This window comes from Micromonospora sp. DT44 (assembly GCF_049841635.1).
Taxonomy (GTDB): Bacteria; Actinomycetota; Actinomycetes; order Mycobacteriales; family Micromonosporaceae; genus Micromonospora.
Map to the genome: position 1 here is coordinate 15,707 of NZ_JBNCKS010000004.1, position 19,707 is coordinate 35,413.

The 19,707-nt window shown below is 72.1% G+C and carries 19 protein-coding genes and 1 pseudogene; 7 read left to right on the forward strand and 13 right to left on the reverse strand.

All coding sequences use genetic code 11. The features are described 5' to 3' along the window. Positions 1-75: 75 nt before the first annotated feature. The 3 genes from ACLQ25_RS03500 to ACLQ25_RS03510 form a co-directional block, all read right to left on the reverse strand. Complete coding sequence (locus ACLQ25_RS03500) at positions 76-2,424, reverse strand: sodium-translocating pyrophosphatase (protein ID WP_425728985.1); 2,349 nt, start codon at positions 2,422-2,424, stop codon at positions 76-78. A 322-nt stretch (positions 2,425-2,746) separates the two neighbouring features. After that, positions 2,747-3,184, reverse strand: coding sequence for an ATP-binding protein (locus ACLQ25_RS03505; RefSeq protein WP_355049271.1), 438 nt, complete (start codon positions 3,182-3,184; stop codon positions 2,747-2,749). Next, positions 3,181-3,537 carry an STAS domain-containing protein gene (locus ACLQ25_RS03510; protein WP_355049272.1) on the reverse strand — a complete coding sequence of 119 codons (357 nt, stop codon included), beginning with the start codon at positions 3,535-3,537 and terminating at the stop codon, positions 3,181-3,183. Before ACLQ25_RS03510 ends, ACLQ25_RS03505 begins: the two co-directional genes overlap by 4 nt. Before the next feature lie 132 nt (positions 3,538-3,669). Here ACLQ25_RS03510 and ACLQ25_RS03515 point away from each other — a divergent pair, with 132 nt between their 5' ends. From ACLQ25_RS03515 to ACLQ25_RS03525, 3 genes are all read left to right on the forward strand, one after another. Beyond that, on the forward strand, positions 3,670-6,012 hold the full coding sequence (locus ACLQ25_RS03515; RefSeq protein ID WP_425728988.1) for a DEAD/DEAH box helicase: 2,343 nt from the start codon (positions 3,670-3,672) through the stop codon (positions 6,010-6,012). 99 nt (positions 6,013-6,111) lie between these two features. Then, complete coding sequence (locus ACLQ25_RS03520; protein ID WP_355049274.1) at positions 6,112-6,315, forward strand: hypothetical protein; 204 nt, start codon at positions 6,112-6,114, stop codon at positions 6,313-6,315. A gap of 238 nt (positions 6,316-6,553) precedes the next feature. Next, positions 6,554-7,132, forward strand: coding sequence for a hypothetical protein (locus tag ACLQ25_RS03525; RefSeq protein WP_425728990.1), 579 nt, complete (start codon positions 6,554-6,556; stop codon positions 7,130-7,132). A 231-nt stretch (positions 7,133-7,363) separates the two neighbouring features. On the opposite strand, the gene ACLQ25_RS03530 is transcribed toward ACLQ25_RS03525, so the two are convergent. The 9 genes and pseudogenes from ACLQ25_RS03530 to ACLQ25_RS03570 form a co-directional block, all read right to left on the reverse strand. Then, the gene (locus ACLQ25_RS03530; protein WP_425728992.1) at positions 7,364-7,735 is read right to left on the reverse strand and encodes an Rv3654c family TadE-like protein; all 372 of its coding nucleotides are present in this window, start codon (positions 7,733-7,735) and stop codon (positions 7,364-7,366) included. An 89-nt stretch (positions 7,736-7,824) separates the two neighbouring features. Next, positions 7,825-8,139, reverse strand: coding sequence for a TadE family type IV pilus minor pilin (locus ACLQ25_RS03535; RefSeq protein ID WP_425729216.1), 315 nt, complete (start codon positions 8,137-8,139; stop codon positions 7,825-7,827). A gap of 113 nt (positions 8,140-8,252) precedes the next feature. Beyond that, positions 8,253-8,420 carry a DUF4244 domain-containing protein gene (locus ACLQ25_RS03540; RefSeq protein ID WP_425728994.1) on the reverse strand — a complete coding sequence of 56 codons (168 nt, stop codon included), beginning with the start codon at positions 8,418-8,420 and terminating at the stop codon, positions 8,253-8,255. A 22-nt stretch (positions 8,421-8,442) separates the two neighbouring features. After that, positions 8,443-9,081, reverse strand: coding sequence for a type II secretion system F family protein (locus tag ACLQ25_RS03545; RefSeq protein WP_425728996.1), 639 nt, complete (start codon positions 9,079-9,081; stop codon positions 8,443-8,445). Further along, on the reverse strand, positions 9,081-10,295 hold the full coding sequence (locus ACLQ25_RS03550; RefSeq protein ID WP_425728998.1) for a hypothetical protein: 1,215 nt from the start codon (positions 10,293-10,295) through the stop codon (positions 9,081-9,083). Before ACLQ25_RS03550 ends, ACLQ25_RS03545 begins: the two co-directional genes overlap by 1 nt. Then, on the reverse strand, positions 10,292-11,503 hold the full coding sequence (locus ACLQ25_RS03555) for a TadA family conjugal transfer-associated ATPase (protein ID WP_425729000.1): 1,212 nt from the start codon (positions 11,501-11,503) through the stop codon (positions 10,292-10,294). Before ACLQ25_RS03555 ends, ACLQ25_RS03550 begins: the two co-directional genes overlap by 4 nt. Then, positions 11,500-12,600: a septum site-determining protein Ssd gene (ssd, locus tag ACLQ25_RS03560; protein WP_425729002.1), complete on the reverse strand. Its 1,101-nt coding sequence runs from the start codon at positions 12,598-12,600 to the stop codon at positions 11,500-11,502. Before ssd ends, ACLQ25_RS03555 begins: the two co-directional genes overlap by 4 nt. Before the next feature lie 222 nt (positions 12,601-12,822). Next, positions 12,823-13,641, reverse strand: coding sequence for a CU044_5270 family protein (locus tag ACLQ25_RS03565; protein ID WP_425729004.1), 819 nt, complete (start codon positions 13,639-13,641; stop codon positions 12,823-12,825). A 70-nt stretch (positions 13,642-13,711) separates the two neighbouring features. After that, positions 13,712-13,900: pseudogene (locus tag ACLQ25_RS03570) on the reverse strand (RNA polymerase sigma factor); the annotation flags it as partial. Positions 13,901-13,992: 92 nt separating this feature from the next. Here ACLQ25_RS03570 and ACLQ25_RS03575 point away from each other — a divergent pair. The 3 genes from ACLQ25_RS03575 to ACLQ25_RS03585 all read left to right on the forward strand — a co-directional run bounded on the left by ACLQ25_RS03575 (position 13,993) and on the right by ACLQ25_RS03585 (position 16,648). Then, positions 13,993-14,601 (forward strand): DUF4240 domain-containing protein, encoded by a 609-nt coding sequence (locus ACLQ25_RS03575; protein WP_425729006.1) that lies wholly within the window; start codon positions 13,993-13,995, stop codon positions 14,599-14,601. 349 nt (positions 14,602-14,950) lie between these two features. Then, on the forward strand, positions 14,951-15,754 hold the full coding sequence (locus ACLQ25_RS03580; protein ID WP_357123615.1) for an HAD family hydrolase: 804 nt from the start codon (positions 14,951-14,953) through the stop codon (positions 15,752-15,754). A 261-nt stretch (positions 15,755-16,015) separates the two neighbouring features. After that, the gene (locus ACLQ25_RS03585) at positions 16,016-16,648 is read left to right on the forward strand and encodes a TetR/AcrR family transcriptional regulator (protein WP_425729008.1); all 633 of its coding nucleotides are present in this window, start codon (positions 16,016-16,018) and stop codon (positions 16,646-16,648) included. Positions 16,649-16,656: 8 nt separating this feature from the next. Here ACLQ25_RS03585 and ACLQ25_RS03590 read toward each other — a convergent pair whose 3' ends face one another. Next, the gene (locus ACLQ25_RS03590) at positions 16,657-17,403 is read right to left on the reverse strand and encodes an oxidoreductase (protein WP_425729010.1); all 747 of its coding nucleotides are present in this window, start codon (positions 17,401-17,403) and stop codon (positions 16,657-16,659) included. Positions 17,404-17,702: 299 nt separating this feature from the next. On the opposite strand from ACLQ25_RS03590, the gene acs reads away from it, so the two are divergent. Then, on the forward strand, positions 17,703-19,667 hold the full coding sequence (gene acs / locus ACLQ25_RS03595) for an acetate--CoA ligase (RefSeq protein WP_425729012.1): 1,965 nt from the start codon (positions 17,703-17,705) through the stop codon (positions 19,665-19,667). The last annotated feature ends 40 nt before the right edge of the window (positions 19,668-19,707 follow it).

The following is a 19,707-nucleotide window of genomic DNA, read 5'->3' on the forward strand; positions in this document are numbered from 1 at the left end:
GGTGTGGCACCGGGCCGGATGGCCGGGGTCCCCGCCCGACGGGTACGTCGAGCGGGGACCCCGGTGCCGCCGGTGTCAGGCGTTGACGGTCTCCGGACGGTGGTCGGCGCTGCCCGCGCCGGTGTCGGAGTCGTCCATGGCGATGCCCTTGCGCTTGCTGAAGACCACCGACGCCACGATGATCAGCGTCGCGACCAGCGCGATACCGATCCGCAGGCCGACATTGCGTTCGTCACCGACGCTCCAGGCCACCACGGCGGGGGCGATCAGCAGCGAGACCAGGTTCATCACCTTGATCAGCGGGTTGATGGCCGGGCCGGCGGTGTCCTTGAACGGGTCGCCGACGGTGTCGCCGATGACCGTGGCGGCGTGCGACTCGGAGCCCTTGCCGCCGTACGCGCCGTCCTCGACCAGCTTCTTGGCGTTGTCCCAGGCCCCACCGGAGTTGGACAGGAACACCGCCATCAGCGTGCCGGCTCCGATCGCGCCGGCCAGGTAGGAGGCCAGCGCGCCCGGGCCGAGGCCGAAGCCGACGGCGATCGGCGCCAGGATGGCGAGCAGGCCGGGGGTCATCAGTTCGCGCTGCGCGTCCCGGGTGCAGATGTCGACGACCTTGCCGTACTCCGGGCGCTGGGTGCGGTCCATGATGCCGGGCAGCTCACGGAACTGCCGGCGGACCTCCATGACGACCGCGCCGGCCGAGCGGGACACCGCGTTGATCGCCAGCCCGGAGAAGAGGAAGACGACCGCCGCACCGATGATCAGTCCGACCAGGTTGCGCGGGTTGGCCACGTTCAGCGAGTTGAGGATCTCGGTGCCGACGTCGCCCACGCCGGCGTCCGCGTACGCGGTCCGCAGGGTGTCCGTGTACGAGCCGAACAGCGCGGTCGCCGCCAGCACCGCGGTGGCGATCGCGATGCCCTTGGTGATGGCCTTGGTGGTGTTACCGACCGCGTCCAGCTCGGTGAGGATGCGCGCGCCGTGCTCGTCGATGTCGCCGGACATCTCCGCCACGCCCTGGGCGTTGTCGGAGATCGGCCCGAAGGTGTCCATGGCGACGATGACGCCGACGGTGGTGAGCAGGCCGGTGCCGGCCAGCGCCACCGCGAACAGCGACAGCGTGATGGAGCTGCCGCCGAGCAGGAACGCACCGAAAACGCCGGCGCCGATCAGCAGCGCCGAGTAGACCGCCGACTCCAGACCCACGCTGATGCCGGCGAGGATGACGGTGGCCGCGCCGGTCTGCGAGCTCTTGCCGATGTCCTGTACGGGCCGCTTGTTGGTCTCGGTGAAGTAGCCGGTCAGCGCCTGGATCGCGGCGGCCAGCACGATGCCGATCACCACCGCGCCGATGGCCACCAGTCGCGGGTTGCGGTCGACGTCGGTGAGGCCACCCTCCAGGTCGGCGAAGGTCGCCGGCAGGTACGCGTACGCGGCGATCGCCACCAGCACCGCGGAGATCACGGCGGAGATGTAGAAGGCCCGGTTGATCGCGGTGAGACCGTTGCGGTCGGAGGCGCGCAGCCGGGTGATGAAGACGCCGACGATGGCGACCAGCACGCCGATGGTGGAGATGATCAGCGGGAAGACCAGACCGTCCTCGCCGAAGGCGGCCCGCCCGAGGATCAGCGCGGCCACCAGCGTCACCGCGTACGACTCGAACAGGTCGGCGGCCATGCCGGCGCAGTCACCGACGTTGTCGCCCACGTTGTCGGCGATGGTGGCGGCGTTGCGCGGGTCGTCCTCGGGGATGCCCTGCTCGACCTTGCCGACCAGGTCGGCGCCGACGTCGGCGGCCTTGGTGAAGATGCCGCCGCCGACCCGCATGAACATCGCCAGCAGGGCGGCGCCGAAGCCGAAGCCCTCCAGCACCGTGGGCGCGTCACCCCGGTAGACCAGGACGACCAGCGCGGCGCCGAAGAGGCCGAGGCCGACGGTGAGGAAGCCGACCACGCCGCCGGTCCGGAAGGCGATCTTCATGGCGGCCTCCCGGCCACCCTGTCGCTCCCGGGCGGCGGCGGCCACGCGCAGGTTCGCGCGGGTCGCCAGCCACATGCCGGCGCCACCGATGGACGCGCTGAACACGGCGCCCACCACGAAGAAGAGCGAGCGGCCGAGCTTCACGGCCATCTCGCTGCCGTCGGTGTCGTGCACCGGCAGCAGGAAGAGCAGCACCACGGCGACGACGACGAAGATCGCCAAGGTGCGGAACTGGCGGAGCAGGTAGGCCGAGGCGCCCTCCTGGACCGCCCCCGAGATCTCCTGCATGTTGGTGGTGCCCTTGCCGGCTGCCAGCACGGTCTTCGTCAAAGCGGCGGCGAAGACGAGCGCCACCAGCGCGATGACCGCGGCGATGACGACGTACGTGACATTGCCTCCGGTAAGGGAAAGCCCGCCGCCATCGGCGGCCAAGGTCTCGGACATCTGTGTCCTCCTGTTACCGAACACTCGCGTCGACGGGTGGAGACGCACCGGTCGACGCCTGGATGCGGACTCGCAAGCGCGCGCCAACCCACCCCAGCGGACCAGCGATGACCACCCATACCCGCTGGCTGCGGGTTGGATCACTTGCTGACAACCCGGGTACTGTAGCCCTCCACAGTGTTCGAGGTCACACCGAGGTGGCACCGTGTCTCGATGATCTTCGTCGCTGTGTTATGAAACGAAATCTGATATAGGGCCCGATCGATGACGACAAGGCCGCATCCCCGGTGGGGACACGGCCTTGTGAGCATTCGTTCCGAAGTCAGCGCCCGACGGGCCACACCATTCGCACCTCGGTGCCGATGCCCTCGTCGACCGGGCGCACCTGCAGGTCCTCCACGAAGCCCGCGAGCAGAGCGAACCCGACACCAGTGGTCAACGCCTCGTCGGTCAGCGACTCGTCGGCCAACTCGTCCGGCGGCAGCGCCGCCAGCCCGATGCTGGCCTCGATCGGCGCCCGGTCCACGACCCGCACCGCGTACGTGCCACCGTCGGACATCTCCACCAGCACCGGATCGGCCAGGCCGTACTGACGGTGCAGCGCGACCGCCCGGGTGCACGCCTCACCGATGGCCAGGCGCACCTCGTCCAGCAGGTCCTCGCGGACACCGGCCCGTCGGGCGACGGCCACGCCGACCAGTCGGGCGGTACGCACGTGCACCGGGGCCGGAGAGAAGGAGAGCCGGACCGTCGCCATCACGCGTTGGCGCCGCTCGGGCCCGCGCCGGCCGCGGCCTCGACCGTGGCGTGCAGCGGGAACACCTGGTCCAGCGCCGTGATCCGGAAGATCTTGAGCAGCGGCTCCTTGTCACAGACCAGGGCGAACGAGCCGCCCGCCGTGCGCAGCCGCTTGTGCGCGCCCACCAGCACGCCCAGCCCGGTCGAGTCGAGGAAGTCCACCCGCCCGAGGTCCACGATCACGTGCCGGGCGCCGCCGTCGATCAGCTCGAGGAGACGTTCGCGGAGCCGGGGCGCGGTGTAGACGTCCACCTCACCGCCGACCTCAAGCACCGTGTGCTCGCCCACGGTACGCGTCGCCAGCGACAGCTCCATCGGTCCTCCTCGCCAGAGCCGTAAACTCTCCTGGGCATCTAACCACTACCGCCGGGACACCCTGCGGTCACCGGCGGCGGCTCTTCCCTTACCCCGGGGCCCGGCTTTTCATCTCCGAACACCAGTGCGAGAGTGCAGGACGTGACTTCCTCCCCGCCGGTCGACCTGCTGCGCCGGCTGCGCGCACGGGGCGCGGGCGACCCGGTCACCCACGTCGAGCGGGTGCCCGCCCGCGTCGGGGTGCCGGCGCCGTGGCCGGCGTGGGCGCCGCCGGAGCTTCGGGCGGCGTTCGCCCGCCGCGGCGTGGTCGCGCCCTGGCAGCACCAGGCCGAGGCGGCCACCCTGGCGTACGAGGGCAGCCACGTGATCGTCGCCACCGGCACCGCGTCCGGCAAGTCCCTGGCGTACCAGCTCCCGGCGCTGGCCACGCTGCTCGCCGACCCCCGGGCCACCGTGCTCTACCTGGCACCGACCAAGGCCCTCGCCGCCGACCAGCTGCGGGCCGTCGCCGGCCTGGAGCTGGAGGGGGTACGCCCCGCCTGCTACGACGGGGACACGCCGCGCGCGGAACGGGAGTGGATCCGCCGACACTCCCGCTTTGTGCTGACCAACCCGGACATGCTGCACCACGGCGTCCTGCCCGGCCACGCCCAGTGGTCGGGGTTCCTGCGCCGACTGGCGTACGTGGTGATCGACGAGTGCCACACCTACCGGGGTGTGTTCGGCTCGCACGTGGCGCACGTACTGCGCCGGTTGCGCCGGCAGTGCGCGCGCTTCGGGGCCAGCCCGGTGTTCGTCCTCGCCTCGGCCACCTCCGGCGACCCGGCGACCGCCGCCGCGCGACTCACCGGACTGCCGGTGACCGCGGTCACCGAGGACACCTCGCCGCGCGGCGGGGTGACCTTCGCGCTCTGGGAACCGCCACTGCTGCCACCGGACTCGGGCTCCTCTTCCCCGGTCCCCCCGCAGGCGACAGGCGACCACGACGACCTTCGTCAGGTCCGCCGGTCCGCGCTGCGCGAGACCGCGGACCTGCTCGCCGACACGGTCGCCGAGGGGGTACGCACGCTCGCGTTCGTCCGTTCCCGCAAGGGCGCCGAGGTGGTGGCGGCCAACGCGCGGCGGGCGCTCGACGACGCCGTGCCCGGGCTCGGCGACCGGGTGGCCGCCTACCGGGGCGGCTACCTGCGCGAGGAGCGCCGCGAGCTGGAACGCGCGCTGCTGCACGGTGACCTGCTCGGCCTGGCCTCCACCAACGCGCTGGAGCTGGGCGTGGACCTGGTGGGGCTGGACGCGGTGTTGATCTGCGGCTATCCGGGCACCCGGGCGTCGCTGTGGCAGCAGGCGGGCCGCGCCGGGCGTTCCGGTCAGGAGGCCCTCGCGGTGCTGGTGGCCCGGGACGACCCGCTGGACACCTACCTGGTGCACCACCCGGAGGCGATCTTCGGTGCGCCGGTGGAGGCGACGGTGCTCGACCCGGCCAACCCGTACGTGCTGGCCCCGCAGCTGGCCTGCGCCGCCGCCGAGGCGCCGCTGACGCCGGCCGACCTGGCGCTCTTCGGCGACGGGGCAAAGGAGGCCATCGACCAGTTGGTCGATGCCGGGGCGCTGCGACAGCGGCCCACCGGCTGGTACTGGCGACACCGCGAGCGCCCCGAGGTGGACCTGCGCGGCGAGGGCGGCGCGCCGGTCTGCGTGGTGGAGTCGGCCACCGGCCGGCTGCTCGGCACCGTCGACGGCAGCTCGTCCCACTTCCTGCTCCACCCCGGCGCGGTCTACCTGCACCAGGGCGTCTCATACGTGGTCGACGAGCTGGACCTCGCCGACGGCTGCGCGCTGGTGCACGTCGAGGAGCCGGACTGGTCCACCCACGCCCGGGACGTCACCGACCTGTCCGTGGTGTCGGTGCGCTCCTACGTCGACGCCGGGCCGGTCGGGATGTTCCTCGGCGAGGTGGACGTCACCAGCCAGGTGGTGTCGTACCAGCGGCGCAGGATCGCCACCGGCGAGGTGATCGACACCCGGCCGCTGGACCTGCCCGCCCGGGAGCTGCGGACGGTGGCGGTGTGGTTCACGCTGTCCGAGCGGTCGCTGACGTCCGCCGGGGTGCAGCCGGCCGACGTGCCGGGCGCGCTGCACGCCGCCGAACACGCCGCGATCGGCCTGCTTCCGCTGATGGCGACGTGCGACAGGTGGGACATCGGCGGCCTCTCCACCGCCCTGCACCCGGACACCGAGGCGCCGACGGTGTTCGTCTACGACGGTCACCCGGGCGGCGCGGGCTTCGCGGAGCGCGCCTACGGGACGGCGTCGGCGTGGCTCCGGGCCACCCGCGACGCGATCGCGGAGTGCGGCTGCGAGACCGGCTGCCCGTCCTGCGTGCAGTCGCCGAAGTGCGGCAACGGCAACAACCCTCTCTCGAAGCCGGACGCGATCCGGGTCCTCGACGTGGTGCTGGGCAATCTGCCCTCCTGAGCCACCTTGCATGAATCCCGGTGGCACTGGGCACAATGATGTGGGAGCGCTTCCATCGATGTTTGTGTTGTAGTTCGCCCCCGCGCCCGAGGAGAAGTTGTGGCCGACACGATCGCTGAGACCGTCGACCTGCTCTACACCATCGACCAGGAACACCTCACCCTCGACCAGCAGATCGCGCTCGGGGCCGCGCTGGCCGCGTTGGCTCAGGCCGAACGGCTGGAGCAGATCAACGAGAGACTGCGCGGCATCCACCAGGTGCTCAACACCTGGTCGTTGAAGTCGACGGTGGACGGTCGCTGAACCCGCGCGTGACCGGTCCGGCCGGGCGGACCGGTCAGGCTGGGCCAGTCGGGGCGAACTGGTCGGAGTGAGCCCGGGTCGGGGTGGCCTCGGGGTGAGCCGGTTCGGGGTGCGCGGGTTCGGGGTGCGCGGGTTCGGGGTGCGCGGATTGGTCGGGTGGGTGAGTCGGATGAGCATGGGCCGACGGGGTTTGCCCGGCTGTGCGAGACTCCGGCGCGACACCCCCTGAGGAGACCAGATGCAGCTCGACAACTTGCAGACCCTGCAGCAGTTCCACATCCGCCAGCGGCTGCGGATGATGGTCAACCAGTACGAGGTCCGCGCGGTGGCGCCGGACGGCAGCGAGGGCGAGTTGCTGGCCTTCGCGCAGCAGAAGCGGCTCGCTTTCAAGGAGCAGGTGACGATCTACACCGACGACTCCAAGCAGCAGCCCCTGCTCGGTTTCAAGGCCCGCCAGCGCCTCGACCTCGGCGCCACGTACGACGTCACCGACGCGGCCGGCAACCCGATCGGCCTGTTCCGTAAGGACTTCGCCCAGTCCCTGCTCCGCTCCACGTGGCACGTCGAGCAGGCCGGTCTGCCGCAGGTGACGGGTCAGGAGCGCAGCCTGCCGGTGGCGCTGCTGCGCCGGTTCGTCGACTCGCTGTCCTGGCTGCCGTACCACTTCGACTTCCTCGCCGGCGGCCAGCCCGTCTTCTCGGTGGTCAAGAAGTGGGGCCTGCGCGACAAGTACGTCGTCGAGGTGCAGAACCCACAGATCGACCGCCGCCTGGTGATCGCCATGGCCGTCGCCCTCGACGCGCTTCAGGCTCGCTGACGCACCCTGGCTGGCGTTTTCGCCACCTTGCCCGCGATCTTGCACTTTGTGCGCTGACATAGGCCACGAAAGCCACATCTCGTCGACACAAAGTGCAAGATCGGCGGAGCTGCCCACTCAAGCTCGGCCGGCGGGGCAGGGCCTACTGCCCCGCCCTGCCCCGCCGCCGACTGCTGCCCAGTCCAACCCGACCAGGGCCCTACCCACTCCGATCCGGCCGGGTTCTGCCGTTCAGCCGCGTACCGGCCCGGCGCGGGCCGTCGACGCCGCGACCCGCGTCAGACCCGGAATCGGCGTGAACGCCACCTCGACGGTCACCAGCACGTCCAGCCCGTCGACAACGCAGTCCACCATCCGGCCGTCGTTGCGCTGGACGATGTCCGTGGCGTACGCGCACGCCGCCCCGTCACCGTCGAGCGCCCGGGTAGCACCGGCCAGCGCGCCGAGATCAGCGGCCACCGCCGCGCGCTGAGACGCCATCCCGGTCGCGGCGACGGCGGCGCCGAATGTCCCGACCAGCACGAACACGAGCCCCAGCGCGAGCAGCAGAACGGTCGCGCCACCCCGCTCCGCGTCCGCTCGGCCGTCACGCTCTCGCTCCATGTCAAGGCTGCGGCTGCGGAACTGACCGTGGCGTGAGCCGATGCCAGGGCTGCCGCCGTTACCGGGCGACCGTACCTTTAGCCGGGGCATCACCCGCTGATTTCCTGAGCGCCGGGTTCCATCGCTGCGACGGCGGTGGCTACCACGGTGATCCGTGGTAGCCGGCCCCCGAGCGCACGGACGGGCGCACGGACGGTCGCCTGCACCCGATCGCCGTCGATCGACACCGACACCTCGGCCCCCGGTGGCGCGGTCTGTGCACCGTCCTCGTTGCCGACCCCCCGGGCGGCGGCGAGCGCGGCTTCCCGGGCGGTGTGCAGGCAACTCGCCTGTGTGCTGACGGCGTTCACCGCCGTCAGGCCGGCGAGGAGGAGCAGGAGAAGCGCCGGCAGGCCGGCCGCCAGTTCGGCGGTGAAGGATCCCCGCTCGTCGCCGACGAGGTGGGCCCACCGGCCGCCGTCGGACGCGCGCCCGGGAGCGTCCGTGTTCCGCGTACGGTCGACCTGCCGGCGCCCGATCACTTGAGTGCCCGGTCGATGACCGCGGTCAGCGCCGACTGGACGTTGCCGGAGGTCAGCACCTTCAACAGGATCCCGGCGAAGGCCACCGCGGCGAGCGTGCCGACGGCGTACTCGGCGGTGTTCATCCCGTCGTCGCCGCGCAGTCGGGCCATGAGTTTGCGCATGGATCTTCCCTTCCTCGATCGGTCAGAGCACGTCGCCGAGAACGGCGACGATCACCGGCACCAGGCCGGCGAGAATGAACGCGGGCAGGAAACAGAGCCCCAGTGGCAGCACGATGAGGACGCCCGCCCGACGGGCCGACGCCTCGGCGGCGGTGGCCCGGTCGGCCCGCAGGTCGTCGGCGAGACGGGTCAGCGCACCGGCCAGCGCCGCGCCGCTGTTGGCCGAGCGGAACGCCGCCGCGGCCATCCGATCCGCCCCTGGCACACCGTCCAACGCAGACCACGCCTCCGTCGGGCCGCCGCCGAGGAGCAACGTGCGGCCCACCCGGGCCAGTCGGGTGGCCAGCGGGCCGTCCAACGCCTCGGCCACCGACAGGACCGAGCGGTCCACCGGCGCACCGGCCCGCATCGCCGCCGCCAGGAGGTCGGCGGCGAGCGGCAGGTCGGCGGCCTCCCGAAGCCGCTGGTTGCGTACGGCGGGAGGCTCGATCCGCCGCAGCGACACATCCAGCAGGACGGCGACCGGAACTGCGCCCAGCAATCCGAACCATCCGCCGACAACCACTGCCACGGCGAGCCCGGCCATGCCTGCCGCGAGTCGGATCGCATCCGGACGGCGGCGTATCCCGGCAGTCCAGCGAGTGACCAGCGCCGTGGACATCAGGTGGTCCGTCCCGGCCCAGCGCCCAGCCGCTCAGCCCAGAAGAGGCCGACGATCTGTAGGGCGACGGCGAGGACCGCGCACACCCCACCGACCGTGTCGTGCAGGAGCACCGCCAGGGGGTCGACCCCGATCCCGTACCCGAGCCCGATCCCACCGATCGGCAGAGCCGCTAGCAACCAGGCGGTAGCGCGTGCGCCCGCCGCCTGTGCCGCTGCGGCGGCCAGCCCACGGTCGGTCGCACGGGCGTCCGCCTCGATCCGCTCGATCAGCTCCGCCAGCGGCGCGCCGGTCCGATCCGCCAGCCGCACGGCGGCCGAGGTCAGGTCGCGAAGCCGATCGACGCCGGCCATCGATGCTCCCGCGACGGAGGCGATCTCGAGGGCCGGCGGCACGGGCGAACCCGCCCGAAGGTCGGCCGCCAGGCCGCACAGGAGGTCCAGGCCGCGCCGTCGATTCAGCTCGACCTGCCGATTCGTTCTCCAGCGCAGCAGGGCGCGGATAGCGAGCGTGCCGTAGCCGGCCATCGCCACGGCGGCCACCGGCCCGCCGGAGACGGCTCCGACACCTGCTCCCACCAGACCGGCCAGGAGCAGCACACGACGCGGTGACCGTCGCGCGCGTACCGCAAGGGTCGCAAGCTGCCCACCGTTCTCCGGGCCCGCCGGCTCCGCGAACAGCCCGCCGGCCGCGTGGCCCGCCTGGTCCGCGAACTGCCCGCCAGTCGCGTGGCCCGCCTGGTCCGCGAGCTGCCCGCCGGCGGCGTGGTGCGGGGGCCTGGCTTCCTTGCGGGTTTCGGCCTCCGGCCCGGCGACGGCGGACGGGCGGCGCGAGTCCCGACGGGCCGGCGGACGTGCCGGACCGGCCGGCCGGGTGGGCCCCGCCGGTCCACCGATCGCCCTGGAACGGCCCGGGCTGTCGTCCAGGTCCCGAGTGGACCAGGCGACCGCCGTCCGCCCGCTGCTGGACGTCGGCTGCGCGAGTACGCCCGGTTGGGCCGGGGCCACCACGCCGTCGAACTCGTCGATGGGGCGGTCCTGCCCGCGAGCGAGGTCTCTGATCCACTCGACCAGGGCGTCGTCCGGGTCGACACCGGTGGCACGGGTCGGGGCCAGCACCCGACGCCGGCGGTCTCTGATGCTCTTCGCCCGCCAGATCACCAGGATCGCGGTGGACAGCAGTGGCGCCGCGACCAGCGCCATCGTGGCGTTCATGCCGGACCTGCCGATCCCGGCCACGGCTCGGTGAGGATCGGCGGGACCGCGACGCCCCGGTCCCGCAGCAGCGCGCCGAACGTACGGGCGGCCAGGCCCAGGCCTCGTCCACGTACCCAGGCGGGCACCACGGTGGCCAGGCGTTCCGGCCCTTCGGGGAGCAGGAGACAGATCGATTCGAGGACGCGGCCCTGATCGCCGCGACGTACCTGGAGCAGCACCTGAAGCGCGGCGACGACCTGGGCGTGCAGCGCGGCGCGGGGCAGACCGCCGAGCATGCCGAGCGCCTCCAGCCGGGCCGGCACGTCGGACGGGGTGTTGGCGTGCAGCGTGCCGGCACCGCCGTCGTGACCCGTGTTCAACGCGGCCAGCAGGTCGACCACCTCTGCGCCCCGGCACTCCCCGACGACCAGGCGGTCCGGACGCATCCGCAGCGCCTGCCGGACCAGGTCTCCGAGGCTGACCACGCCCGTCCCCTCGACGTTGGCGGTACGGGCCTGGAGCCCGACCACGTGTGGATGCCCCGGCTGAAGCTCTGCCGCGTCCTCGACCAGGACGATCCGTTCGGTGGCCGGCACCAACCCGAGCAGGGTGTTGAGCAGGGTCGTCTTGCCCGAGCCCGTGCCGCCGGTGACCAGGTACGCCAACCGGGCCGCGACGACGGCGGCGAGCAGCGGTGCCACCGGTCGCGGCACCGTCCCCTGGCTCACCAGCTCGTCGAGCGTGTACGGGCGATGCCGGAACGTCCGCAGGGACAAATAGGGGCCCTCGGTCGCCACCGGAGGCAGTACGGCGTGCAGGCGGGTGCCGTCGGGCAGGCGGGCGTCCGCGTACGGGGAGCCGTCGTCGAGCCGCCGACCCGCGCTGGCGATGAGCCGCTGCGCCAACCGGCGGACGTCGTCGACCGAGCCGACCGGGATCGGCACCTGGTGCAGCCCCGCACCCCGGTCCACCCAGACGCGTACGCCGTTGACCAGGACGTCGGTCACCTCCGGGTCGGCCAGCAGCGGGGCGAGTGGTCCGGCGCCGACGAGGTCGTCGTGCACCCGGTCGGCGATCCGCAGGACGGCGGTGTCGCCCAGCACGGCAGCGGTGGGCTCGGCGCGTACGGCGGACACGATCGCCGCCGGGGTGACCGGATCGGTGGCGGCGACGATCCGCTGCCGCACCCGGGCCGCGAAGGAGGGGCCTTCCGGCTGGCCGCTCATGCCGCACCGGTCGTGGCACCGGTGAGGTCCGCGACGATCCGCTGGCACAGGGCGGCGAGCGGACCCTTGCCTGCCGCCGCCGGTGCCTCGCCGCGTTCGAGGCCCCGGCAGAGCCCGGGCTCGGGGCGCAGCGTGCCGGCGAGGGGAAGCCCGAGGGCCCGCGCCACTTCGGTGGCGCGCAGGCGGCCGGGGGCGGGCCCGCGCACCACGACCGAGAGCGCGTCGCAGTGTGGTGCGGCCACGGCCACCACCCGGGCGGCGGCCGCGGTGGCACGCAACTCTGCCGGTACGACGACGAACGCCTGGTCGGCCGCCTGCAACGCGACCACGGCGGCGTCGTCGAGCTGCCGGGGCAGGTCGATCACGACGAAGTCCCGGCCCCGGTGGGCGGCGTCGACGGTCGCCGCCATGGCCGCGGCGGGCAGCGCCAGCATCTCGCCGCGATCCCAGGAGAGCACCACCAGGTCGCCCCGACTGGGCAGGGCCTGGACCAGCGCGGGGGCGTCCACCCGCCCGTCCGCGCTGGTGAGCGACGGCCAGCGCAGTCCCTCCAGCTGTTCCCAGCCGAGGACGAGATCGAGGCCACCGCCGAGCGGATCGGCGTCGATGAGCAGGGTGCGCAGTCGGGCCCGCGCGGCGGTCACCGCGAGGCCGCCGGCGAGCACGCTCGCCCCGGCGCCACCTCGGCCACCGAACAGGGCGACGACCCTCGCACCTGGACCGTCCGGCTGGTCGGGGCCGTGCTCGGCCAGGCGGTCCACGAGCCACGGTTCGGCGGCGGGCAGCGCGGCGACGTGTTCGGCGCCGATCAACTCGGCGATCTGCCAGCCGGGGTCGATCTGACCGGCCCGGCCGACGAGCACCAACCGGGGCCGCTTCGGTAGTCGGGCCCGCAGGCACGCCTGCGACTGGTCGACACCGAGCAGCACCAGCGGCGCGGAGGCCCAACGGGTGCGCGCCGCGGCCGGGTCGGCCGCGAGTTCCACCTCGGTTCCGCCGGCGGCGGCGAGCCGGAGCAGGTCGTCGAGCAGGTCGCCGTCCCCCGTGACGACCAGTGGGAGCCGTCGGATCGGCGGAACGGAGGTACGGGGTGCCATCGCGGCCTCCAGCGGTCGGGATCGGATGCACCGCCGACCCTGCTCGCGATGAGCCCCGAACGACGCCCTCGACCCGGCCGCCTGTGGACAACTCAGGGGCCTGTGGACAACGCCCGCCGAGACTGTTGATCTGCTACGCGCACTGGCGTTTGTGCAGCTAGCGGCGCTGCCGCAGAAATACCGCAGGGCCGCTCCCGAGAGAGCGGCCCCAGAAATCGGTGTTCAGCCGACGTGGTCGGTCCAGGCAGTATCGATGATCATCTGGTACGCGCTGATCCGTACCGGCGTGAGCGTCAGCATCTCGTGGGCGAGCAGGACACCCGTGTTCCCGTCGAAGATCAGGAGGAATTGGACGTCGTGTTCCCGGTCGTCGTAGGTGACCGCGACACCGGCCCGACCGGCGCGATCGGTCACCTGCCCCCGCCAGCGCAGGCCGGGCAGGTCGGCGAGGACCCGCAGGATCTCCGCTCGGGTGGCGCGCGGTATGACGTACCGCGCGTAGAGCGTGCCGACCTCCTTGCTCGCGGCCCCCGGGCCGTACTCAATCTTGAGCAGTTCCCGCAGTCGCACCTGATCGGCCGGTGGTGGCGTCAGCTCCATCGGTGGCAGCGGGATCAGCGACGACTCGGAAGAATCGGCCGGGCCCTGGGGGATTTTGCGCCGCCAGTACGCCTGGGACTTTTCGTCGGGGTACTGCGGCTCCAGTTGGGTGTTGGCCTGGCTGCCGGTCCCGTCCGCGGCCTGCCACACCTTGGCCTCGCCGACAAAGGCGACGTGGTAACGGTCGTCGGGCGAACTCATCACCGGGTCACCCCACACCTTCGTGTGGTGGTACATGTAGCGCCCGCCGCGGTTGTCGTACCCCGCGTCCTTGATCTTGCTGGCCAGCGTGCGCAGCCGCGGGCCGGCAGCCGGCGGGTCGGCGTCGAACTGGTACGCGACCGGCACGAGCACCAGGCCCGCCGCGTCCCCGGGCCCAGGCGGGACGTCCGGCGTGCTCTCGCCGGACGGCCGCAGCGCGGCCGCAGCGCCGGCCGCCACCGCGAGCGTCCCGCCGGGAGCGCCACTGGTTGGCCAACAGGCGCCGGGCCACCCCGTACAGCCATGGCAGGCTGCGGTCCGGCACCTCCCGACGCCGCCGCCACGCAACGACGAACACCTCCTGGGCGAGTTCCGCCGACGCGTCGGCGTCGCCGAGGCGGCGCAGACCGTACCTCACGATGTGCGCGTACTCGACGGCGTAGAGGCTGGTGAACCAGACCTCGTCACGCTTCCCCGGTGGACCCACCCGAACCCCCATCACGTCGGCGACCCTCACCCTGGCTTGTGTCGCGGAAGGCCCGACGATTACCGCGCCGCAAACTGTCGGAGCCGTCGGGCACACTCCCGGCCGTGAATGTGGAGGAGTTCTGGGGCGTCGTGGAGAGGGCACGGGCTGCGGCAGGCGTGGCGGCGGACCAACCGCAACGCGACGGTCAGCCGAGCGCGGTGGCTGACGCCCTGGTCGTGGAGCTGACGCGACTTCCGTTGTCGCACATCGTGGCGTTCGACCAGATGTTCGGCGAGGTGGCCGATCGAGCGGACAACTGGGATGTCTGCGCGGCCTGCTGGATCATCGAGTACGGGTTCCTCTCCGACGACGGATTCTCCGACTTCCAGGCGGGGCTGATCGGCCTGGGCAGAGATGCGTTCGAGTCAGCGGCACGTGATCCCGACTCGCTCGCCGACCATCCCGCAGTACGGCAGATCAGCGCATCGGAGGGCCGCCATCTGTGGATCGGCGACGAAGCTCTCCTGTGCGCTGCGGAGGCGGCGTACGAGCGGCTGACGGGCGACTCGGAGGCCTTCTGGGACGTCGTCGAATCAGCGCAGTCCGCCAATACTGCTCCACCGGAAGAACCTGCTGACGAGCGCTGGGACCTCACCGACGAAGACGAGTGGCGGCGGCGACTGCCCCGGCTCTTCGAGCTGTTCCGCGCCCGCCGACTCGCGGCCCAGTAGGAAGAGCGGGAGCGCTCCCCGACAAAGGGACGACCCCCGTCGGGGGGAGACGGGGGTCGTCAACGGTTCGGCTCCGGGGGGGTCGAGCCGAACCACTCAGCGGTCACGGGGGGTGCAACCGCCGAGGGCCTGTCTGTTTCGGGTATGTGAATGCACGTCGTGCGGACAAGTCTGCCTGAGCGGGCCCGTCACGTCGAGTGGTGTTCACTCCACTCAGCGCGAAAATCTCCTCGCTGAATGTGAGCACGGTCACGCTGAGCGGTGGTGGGGGCGCCCGTCCGCAGGTCCAAGGGGTGGCCTGACCCCGGGCACCCGCCGACGATAGACCATCCGGCTAGACTTTCGCGCCGTGGGCCGAAGTGCCGCTTTCTTCGATCTGGACAAGACCGTCATCGCCAAGTCGAGCGCCCTGGCGTTCGGTCGGCCGTTCTACCGGGACGGGCTGATCACTCGGCGTGACGTGGTCAAGTCGGCGTACGCGCAGCTGATGTTCCGGCTGGGCGGCACCGACGAGCAGACCATGGCCCGAACACGGGACTACCTGGCCGCGCTCTGCAAGGGCTGGCAGGTGGAACAGGTCCGCCAGATCGTCGCGGAAACGCTCCACGAGCTGATCAACCCCTATGTGTACGCCGAGGCCGCCGCCCTGATCGAGGAGCACCAGGCGGCCGGGCGGGACGTGGTGCTGGTGTCGGCGTCCGGCGAGGAGATGGTCCGCCCGATCGGCGAGCTGCTCGGGGTGACCGACGTGATCGCCACCCGGATGACGGTGCGGGACGGCCGTTACAGCGGTGAGGTCGAGTTCTACGCGGCCGGCCCGAGCAAGGTCGAGGCGGTCACCGAGTTGGCCGCCGCCCGGGACTACGACCTGGCCGACTCGTACGCCTACTCCGACTCGTACAGCGATCGTCCGCTGCTGGAGTGCGTGGGGCACCCGAGCGTGGTCAACCCGGACCGGCAGCTCCGCAAGCTGGCCTCGGAGAACGCCTGGCCGGTGCTGGAGTTCCGGCACCCGATTCCGCTGGGTCGCCGTTGGCGGGAGCGGCCGGCCGTCCCGGTGGCGGCGGCCGCGCTGGGGGTCGGTGTGGGAGTAGCCATCGGCATCGCCTGGTACGGCCGGCACCGCCGCACGCGCGCCGCCGCCACGGCCTGACCGAGCCCCGTCAAGGCAACGCACGGCCTCGGCACTCGCCGGCAACGCCACCCTCGGTAGGCATCCGCTCTCTCGGCGCTCACCCCTCAGGGTGTCACCGGCATCGTCGACAGTCGTCTATCCGACACACTTCATTATCCCCTGTCCCACGCCGCATTGAGCGATCGCTCAAAGATAGGTACCCTCGGCTTGAGCGATCGCTCAAGCGGGAGAATCCCACAGCCCACCGCCCCACACAGAACGAGGGCGCACTGGAGAGCCATGTCCGACACCAAGCAGCGTCTCCTCGACGGCGCCATCGCCGCCATCCGGGAGCACGGCATCGCCGGCGTCTCGGCCCGCACCATCGCCGCCGCCGCAGGCGTGAACCAGGCGCTGGTCTTCTACCACTTCGGCACGGTGGACGACCTGCTCGCGGCGGTCTGCCGGGTCAGCACCGCCGAGCGGGTCGAGCACTGGTCGGCACGGTTGGCCTCGGCCGGTTCGCTGCGCGAGCTGCTGGCGGTCGGACGGGCGCTGCACGAGGAGGAACGACAACTCGGCAACGTCACCTTCCTGGCTCAGATGTTGGCGGGCGCACAGGCGGACCAGCGCATGGCCGCCCCCACCGCCGGAGCGCTCCAACTCTGGGTGGACGAGATCGAGCAGGTCCTGCGGAGGCTGCTCGCCGGGTCACCGTTCGCCGAGGTGGCCGACGTGCCCGGCCTGGCTCGCGCGGTCTCGGCCGCTTTCATCGGGCTGGAACTCTACGACGGGGTGGACCCGGCCGGCGCGGACCGGGCGATGGCCGCGCTCGACCAGCTCGCGCTGCTCATGGAGATCGTCGACGATCTCGGGCCGATCGCCCGCCGCGCGCTACAGGCCAAGGTCAACCGGGCGACGCGGCGGGACTGAGCCACCGCTCACGCGGCGGCGAGAATGTCGTCGCCGATGGTGGTGAGCTGGTCGGCGCCGACCTCAACGGCCGACATGTAGTGGCGCAGCCAGGAGCGCAGCCCGTCCGGGGTGCCGGTGGCGAACGCGCCGGCCGCGCCGACGTACTCGGGCTCACGTTCGGCGTGACCGACGTCCACGGCGAGCAGGCCGCGCGGGTCGAGGCCGCTGGCGAGCAGTACCAGCCGGGCGGCGCCGCGCGCCACCACGCCGGACGGTCCGGCGAACGGCCGCAGGTTGAGCAGTTCTCCGTGTACGACGGCGGCGAGCACGAGCGGGGAGACCTTCGTTCCGCCGGCCACCAGACCGGCCAGCCCGTCGAGGCGGGCGGCGACCACCGGATCGGCGACCGGACGACCCAGCTCGGGCTCGGGCACGATGTCCCGGGCGGCGAGGACGTGCAGCCGGGCGAGAGCCTGCCGGGGCGCCTTCGGCCAGAGTTCACTCAGACCGGGCAGAGCACCGGCGACCCGTAGCGCCCCCTGGAGCACCGGCTCGGTGACGGTCCCGGCGCGTACCTCCTCGCGCTCGTGGACGGCCCCTTCGAGCGCGGCGCTGGCCACCGCCGAGCGGAGGCCGACCTCGGCCGCGACCTGGCCGCCGTTGCGGCGCAGCGCACGGTGCCCGAGCGCCTGGTCGAAGCGTTCGCGGGCCCGGTCGACGGCGGGCGCGATGTCGGCGAGCGCGAGCAGCGGGGCGAGCGGGTCGGTGGTCACCCCGCCACGCTAGCGATCCCACCGGGCTGATCGGCCCACACCCGCCCGCAACGCGACCCGGGCCACCGTCTTGATCGACACGACGTCGCGGAACTGGGCTGTCAAGCGGCCCGGATACCCCCGACTTCGGCGATCTCGTGTCGATCAAGAAACCCACAGACGGTCCGCAGGCGGGCCGTCGGGCGCGTGGCGGGGGCCACTCGGCGCGATGAGGTGGGCAGCGGTCGCCGGCCGGGGGACCCGCGACTACCCTCGTGCCCATCGAGACGCAGGTCACCCCGAGGACGAGGAGTCACGGCATGAGCGAGGCATTGGCAAATCTGCTGAACGAGACGCGCCAGTTCCCCCCGCCGGCCGAGCTCGCCGCGCACGCCAACGTCACCGTCGACGCGTACGCCGAGGCGCAGGCCGACCGGCTCGCGTTCTGGGCCAAGCAGGCCGACCGGCTGGCCTGGCCGAAGAAGTGGGACGAGGTGCTGGACTGGTCGAACCCGCCGTTCGCGAAGTGGTTCGTCGGTGGGCAGCTCAACGTGGCGTACAACTGTCTGGACCGGCACGTCGAGGCGGGCCGCGGCGACAAGGTCGCGATCCACTGGGAGGGCGAGCCGGGCGACACGCGCACTCTCACGTACGCCGACCTGCACGAGCTGACCTGCCGCGCGGCGAACGCGCTCACCGACCTGGGCGTGACCGCCGGCGACCGGGTGGCGATCTACCTGCCGATGATCCCCGAGGCGGCGGTGGCCATGCTGGCCTGCGCCCGGATCGGCGCGGCGCACAGCGTGGTGTTCGGCGGATTCTCGGCCGACTCGTTGAGCAACCGCATCCAGGACGCGAGCGCCAAGGTGGTGATCACCGCCGACGGTGGTTACCGGCGGGGCAAGCCGTCCGCGTTGAAGCCAACCGTGGACGAGGCGGTGGCGAGCTGCCCGTCGGTGGAGCACGTGCTCGTGGTCCGCCGCACCGGCGAGGACGTGGCCTGGTCGGACAAGGACCACTGGTGGCACGAGACGGTCGAGACGGCGTCGGCCGAGCACAGCGCGCAGCCGTTCGACGCCGAGCACCCGCTGTTCATCCTCTACACCAGCGGCACCACGGCCCGCCCGAAGGGCATCCTGCACACCACCGGCGGCTACCTGACGCAGGCGTCGTACACGACGCACGCGGTGTTCGACCTGAAGCCGGAGACGGACATCTACTGGTGCACCGCCGACATCGGCTGGGTCACCGGCCACTCCTACATCGTGTACGGCCCGCTCTCGAACGGCGCCACGCAGGTCATGTACGAGGGCACCCCGGACACCCCGCACAAGGGCCGGTTCTGGGACATCGTCGAGAAGTACAAGGTCAGCATCCTGTACACCGCGCCGACGCTGATCCGCACGATGATGAAGTGGGGCGAGGACATCCCGGCCGGCCACGACCTGTCGTCGCTGCGGCTCCTCGGCAGCGTCGGCGAGCCGATCAACCCCGAGGCCTGGATGTGGTACCGGCAGCACGTCGGCCGGGGCGAGCTGCCCATCGTGGACACCTGGTGGCAGACCGAGACCGGCGCCATCATGATCTCCCCACTGCCGGGGGTGACGGCCACGAAGCCGGGCTCGGCGATGGCGCCCCTGCCCGGCATCGTCGCCGACGTCGTGGACGACCAGGGTCAGTCGGTGCCGAACGGTGGTGGCGGCTACCTGGTGCTGCGTGAGCCGTGGCCGTCGATGCTGCGCACCATCTGGGGTGACGACGACCGGTTCATCGAGACCTACTGGAGCCGGTTCGAGGGCATGTACTTCGCCGGCGACGGCGCGAAGAAGGACGACGACGGGCACATCTGGCTGCTCGGTCGGGTCGACGACGTGATGCTGGTGTCCGGGCACAACATCTCGACGACCGAGGTCGAGTCGGCGCTGGTGTCGCACCCGTCGGTGGCCGAGGCGGCGGTGGTGGGCGCGACCGATCCGACCACCGGCCAGGCCATCGTGGCGTTCGCCATCCCGCGCGGCAGCACGGACGTCGCCGGCGAGGCGGGTGAGCAGCTCATCACCGACCTGCGCAACCACGTGGCGAAGACGCTCGGGCCGATCGCCAAGCCGCGGCAGATCATGCTGGTGCCGGAGCTGCCGAAGACCCGCTCCGGCAAGATCATGCGTCGGCTGCTGCGGGACGTGGCCGAGAACCGTTCGCTCGGCGACGTCACCACCCTGCAGGACTCCTCGGTGATGGAGCTGATCTCATCCGGGATGAGTGGCGCGAAGTCCGACGAGGACTGACGACAGGCGTACCCCGATCGGTGGGTGATGGTCCGCGCGG

Coding starts and splice junctions, on each gene's coding strand:
- ACLQ25_RS03500 (WP_425728985.1), bottom strand. CDS start 2,424: ATGTCCGAGACCTTGGCCGCCGATGGCGGCGGGCTTTCCCTTACCGGA.
- ACLQ25_RS03510 (WP_355049272.1), bottom strand. CDS start 3,537: ATGGAGCTGTCGCTGGCGACGCGTACCGTGGGCGAGCACACGGTGCTT.
- ACLQ25_RS03525 (WP_425728990.1), top strand. CDS start 6,554: ATGCAGCTCGACAACTTGCAGACCCTGCAGCAGTTCCACATCCGCCAG.
- ACLQ25_RS03530 (WP_425728992.1), bottom strand. CDS start 7,735: ATGGAGCGAGAGCGTGACGGCCGAGCGGACGCGGAGCGGGGTGGCGCG.
- ACLQ25_RS03540 (WP_425728994.1), bottom strand. CDS start 8,420: ATGCGCAAACTCATGGCCCGACTGCGCGGCGACGACGGGATGAACACC.
- ACLQ25_RS03545 (WP_425728996.1), bottom strand. CDS start 9,081: ATGTCCACGGCGCTGGTCACTCGCTGGACTGCCGGGATACGCCGCCGT.
- ACLQ25_RS03550 (WP_425728998.1), bottom strand. CDS start 10,295: ATGAACGCCACGATGGCGCTGGTCGCGGCGCCACTGCTGTCCACCGCG.
- ACLQ25_RS03555 (WP_425729000.1), bottom strand. CDS start 11,503: ATGAGCGGCCAGCCGGAAGGCCCCTCCTTCGCGGCCCGGGTGCGGCAG.
- ssd (WP_425729002.1), bottom strand. CDS start 12,600: ATGGCACCCCGTACCTCCGTTCCGCCGATCCGACGGCTCCCACTGGTC.
- ACLQ25_RS03585 (WP_425729008.1), top strand. CDS start 16,016: ATGTCCGACACCAAGCAGCGTCTCCTCGACGGCGCCATCGCCGCCATC.
- acs (WP_425729012.1), top strand. CDS start 17,703: ATGAGCGAGGCATTGGCAAATCTGCTGAACGAGACGCGCCAGTTCCCC.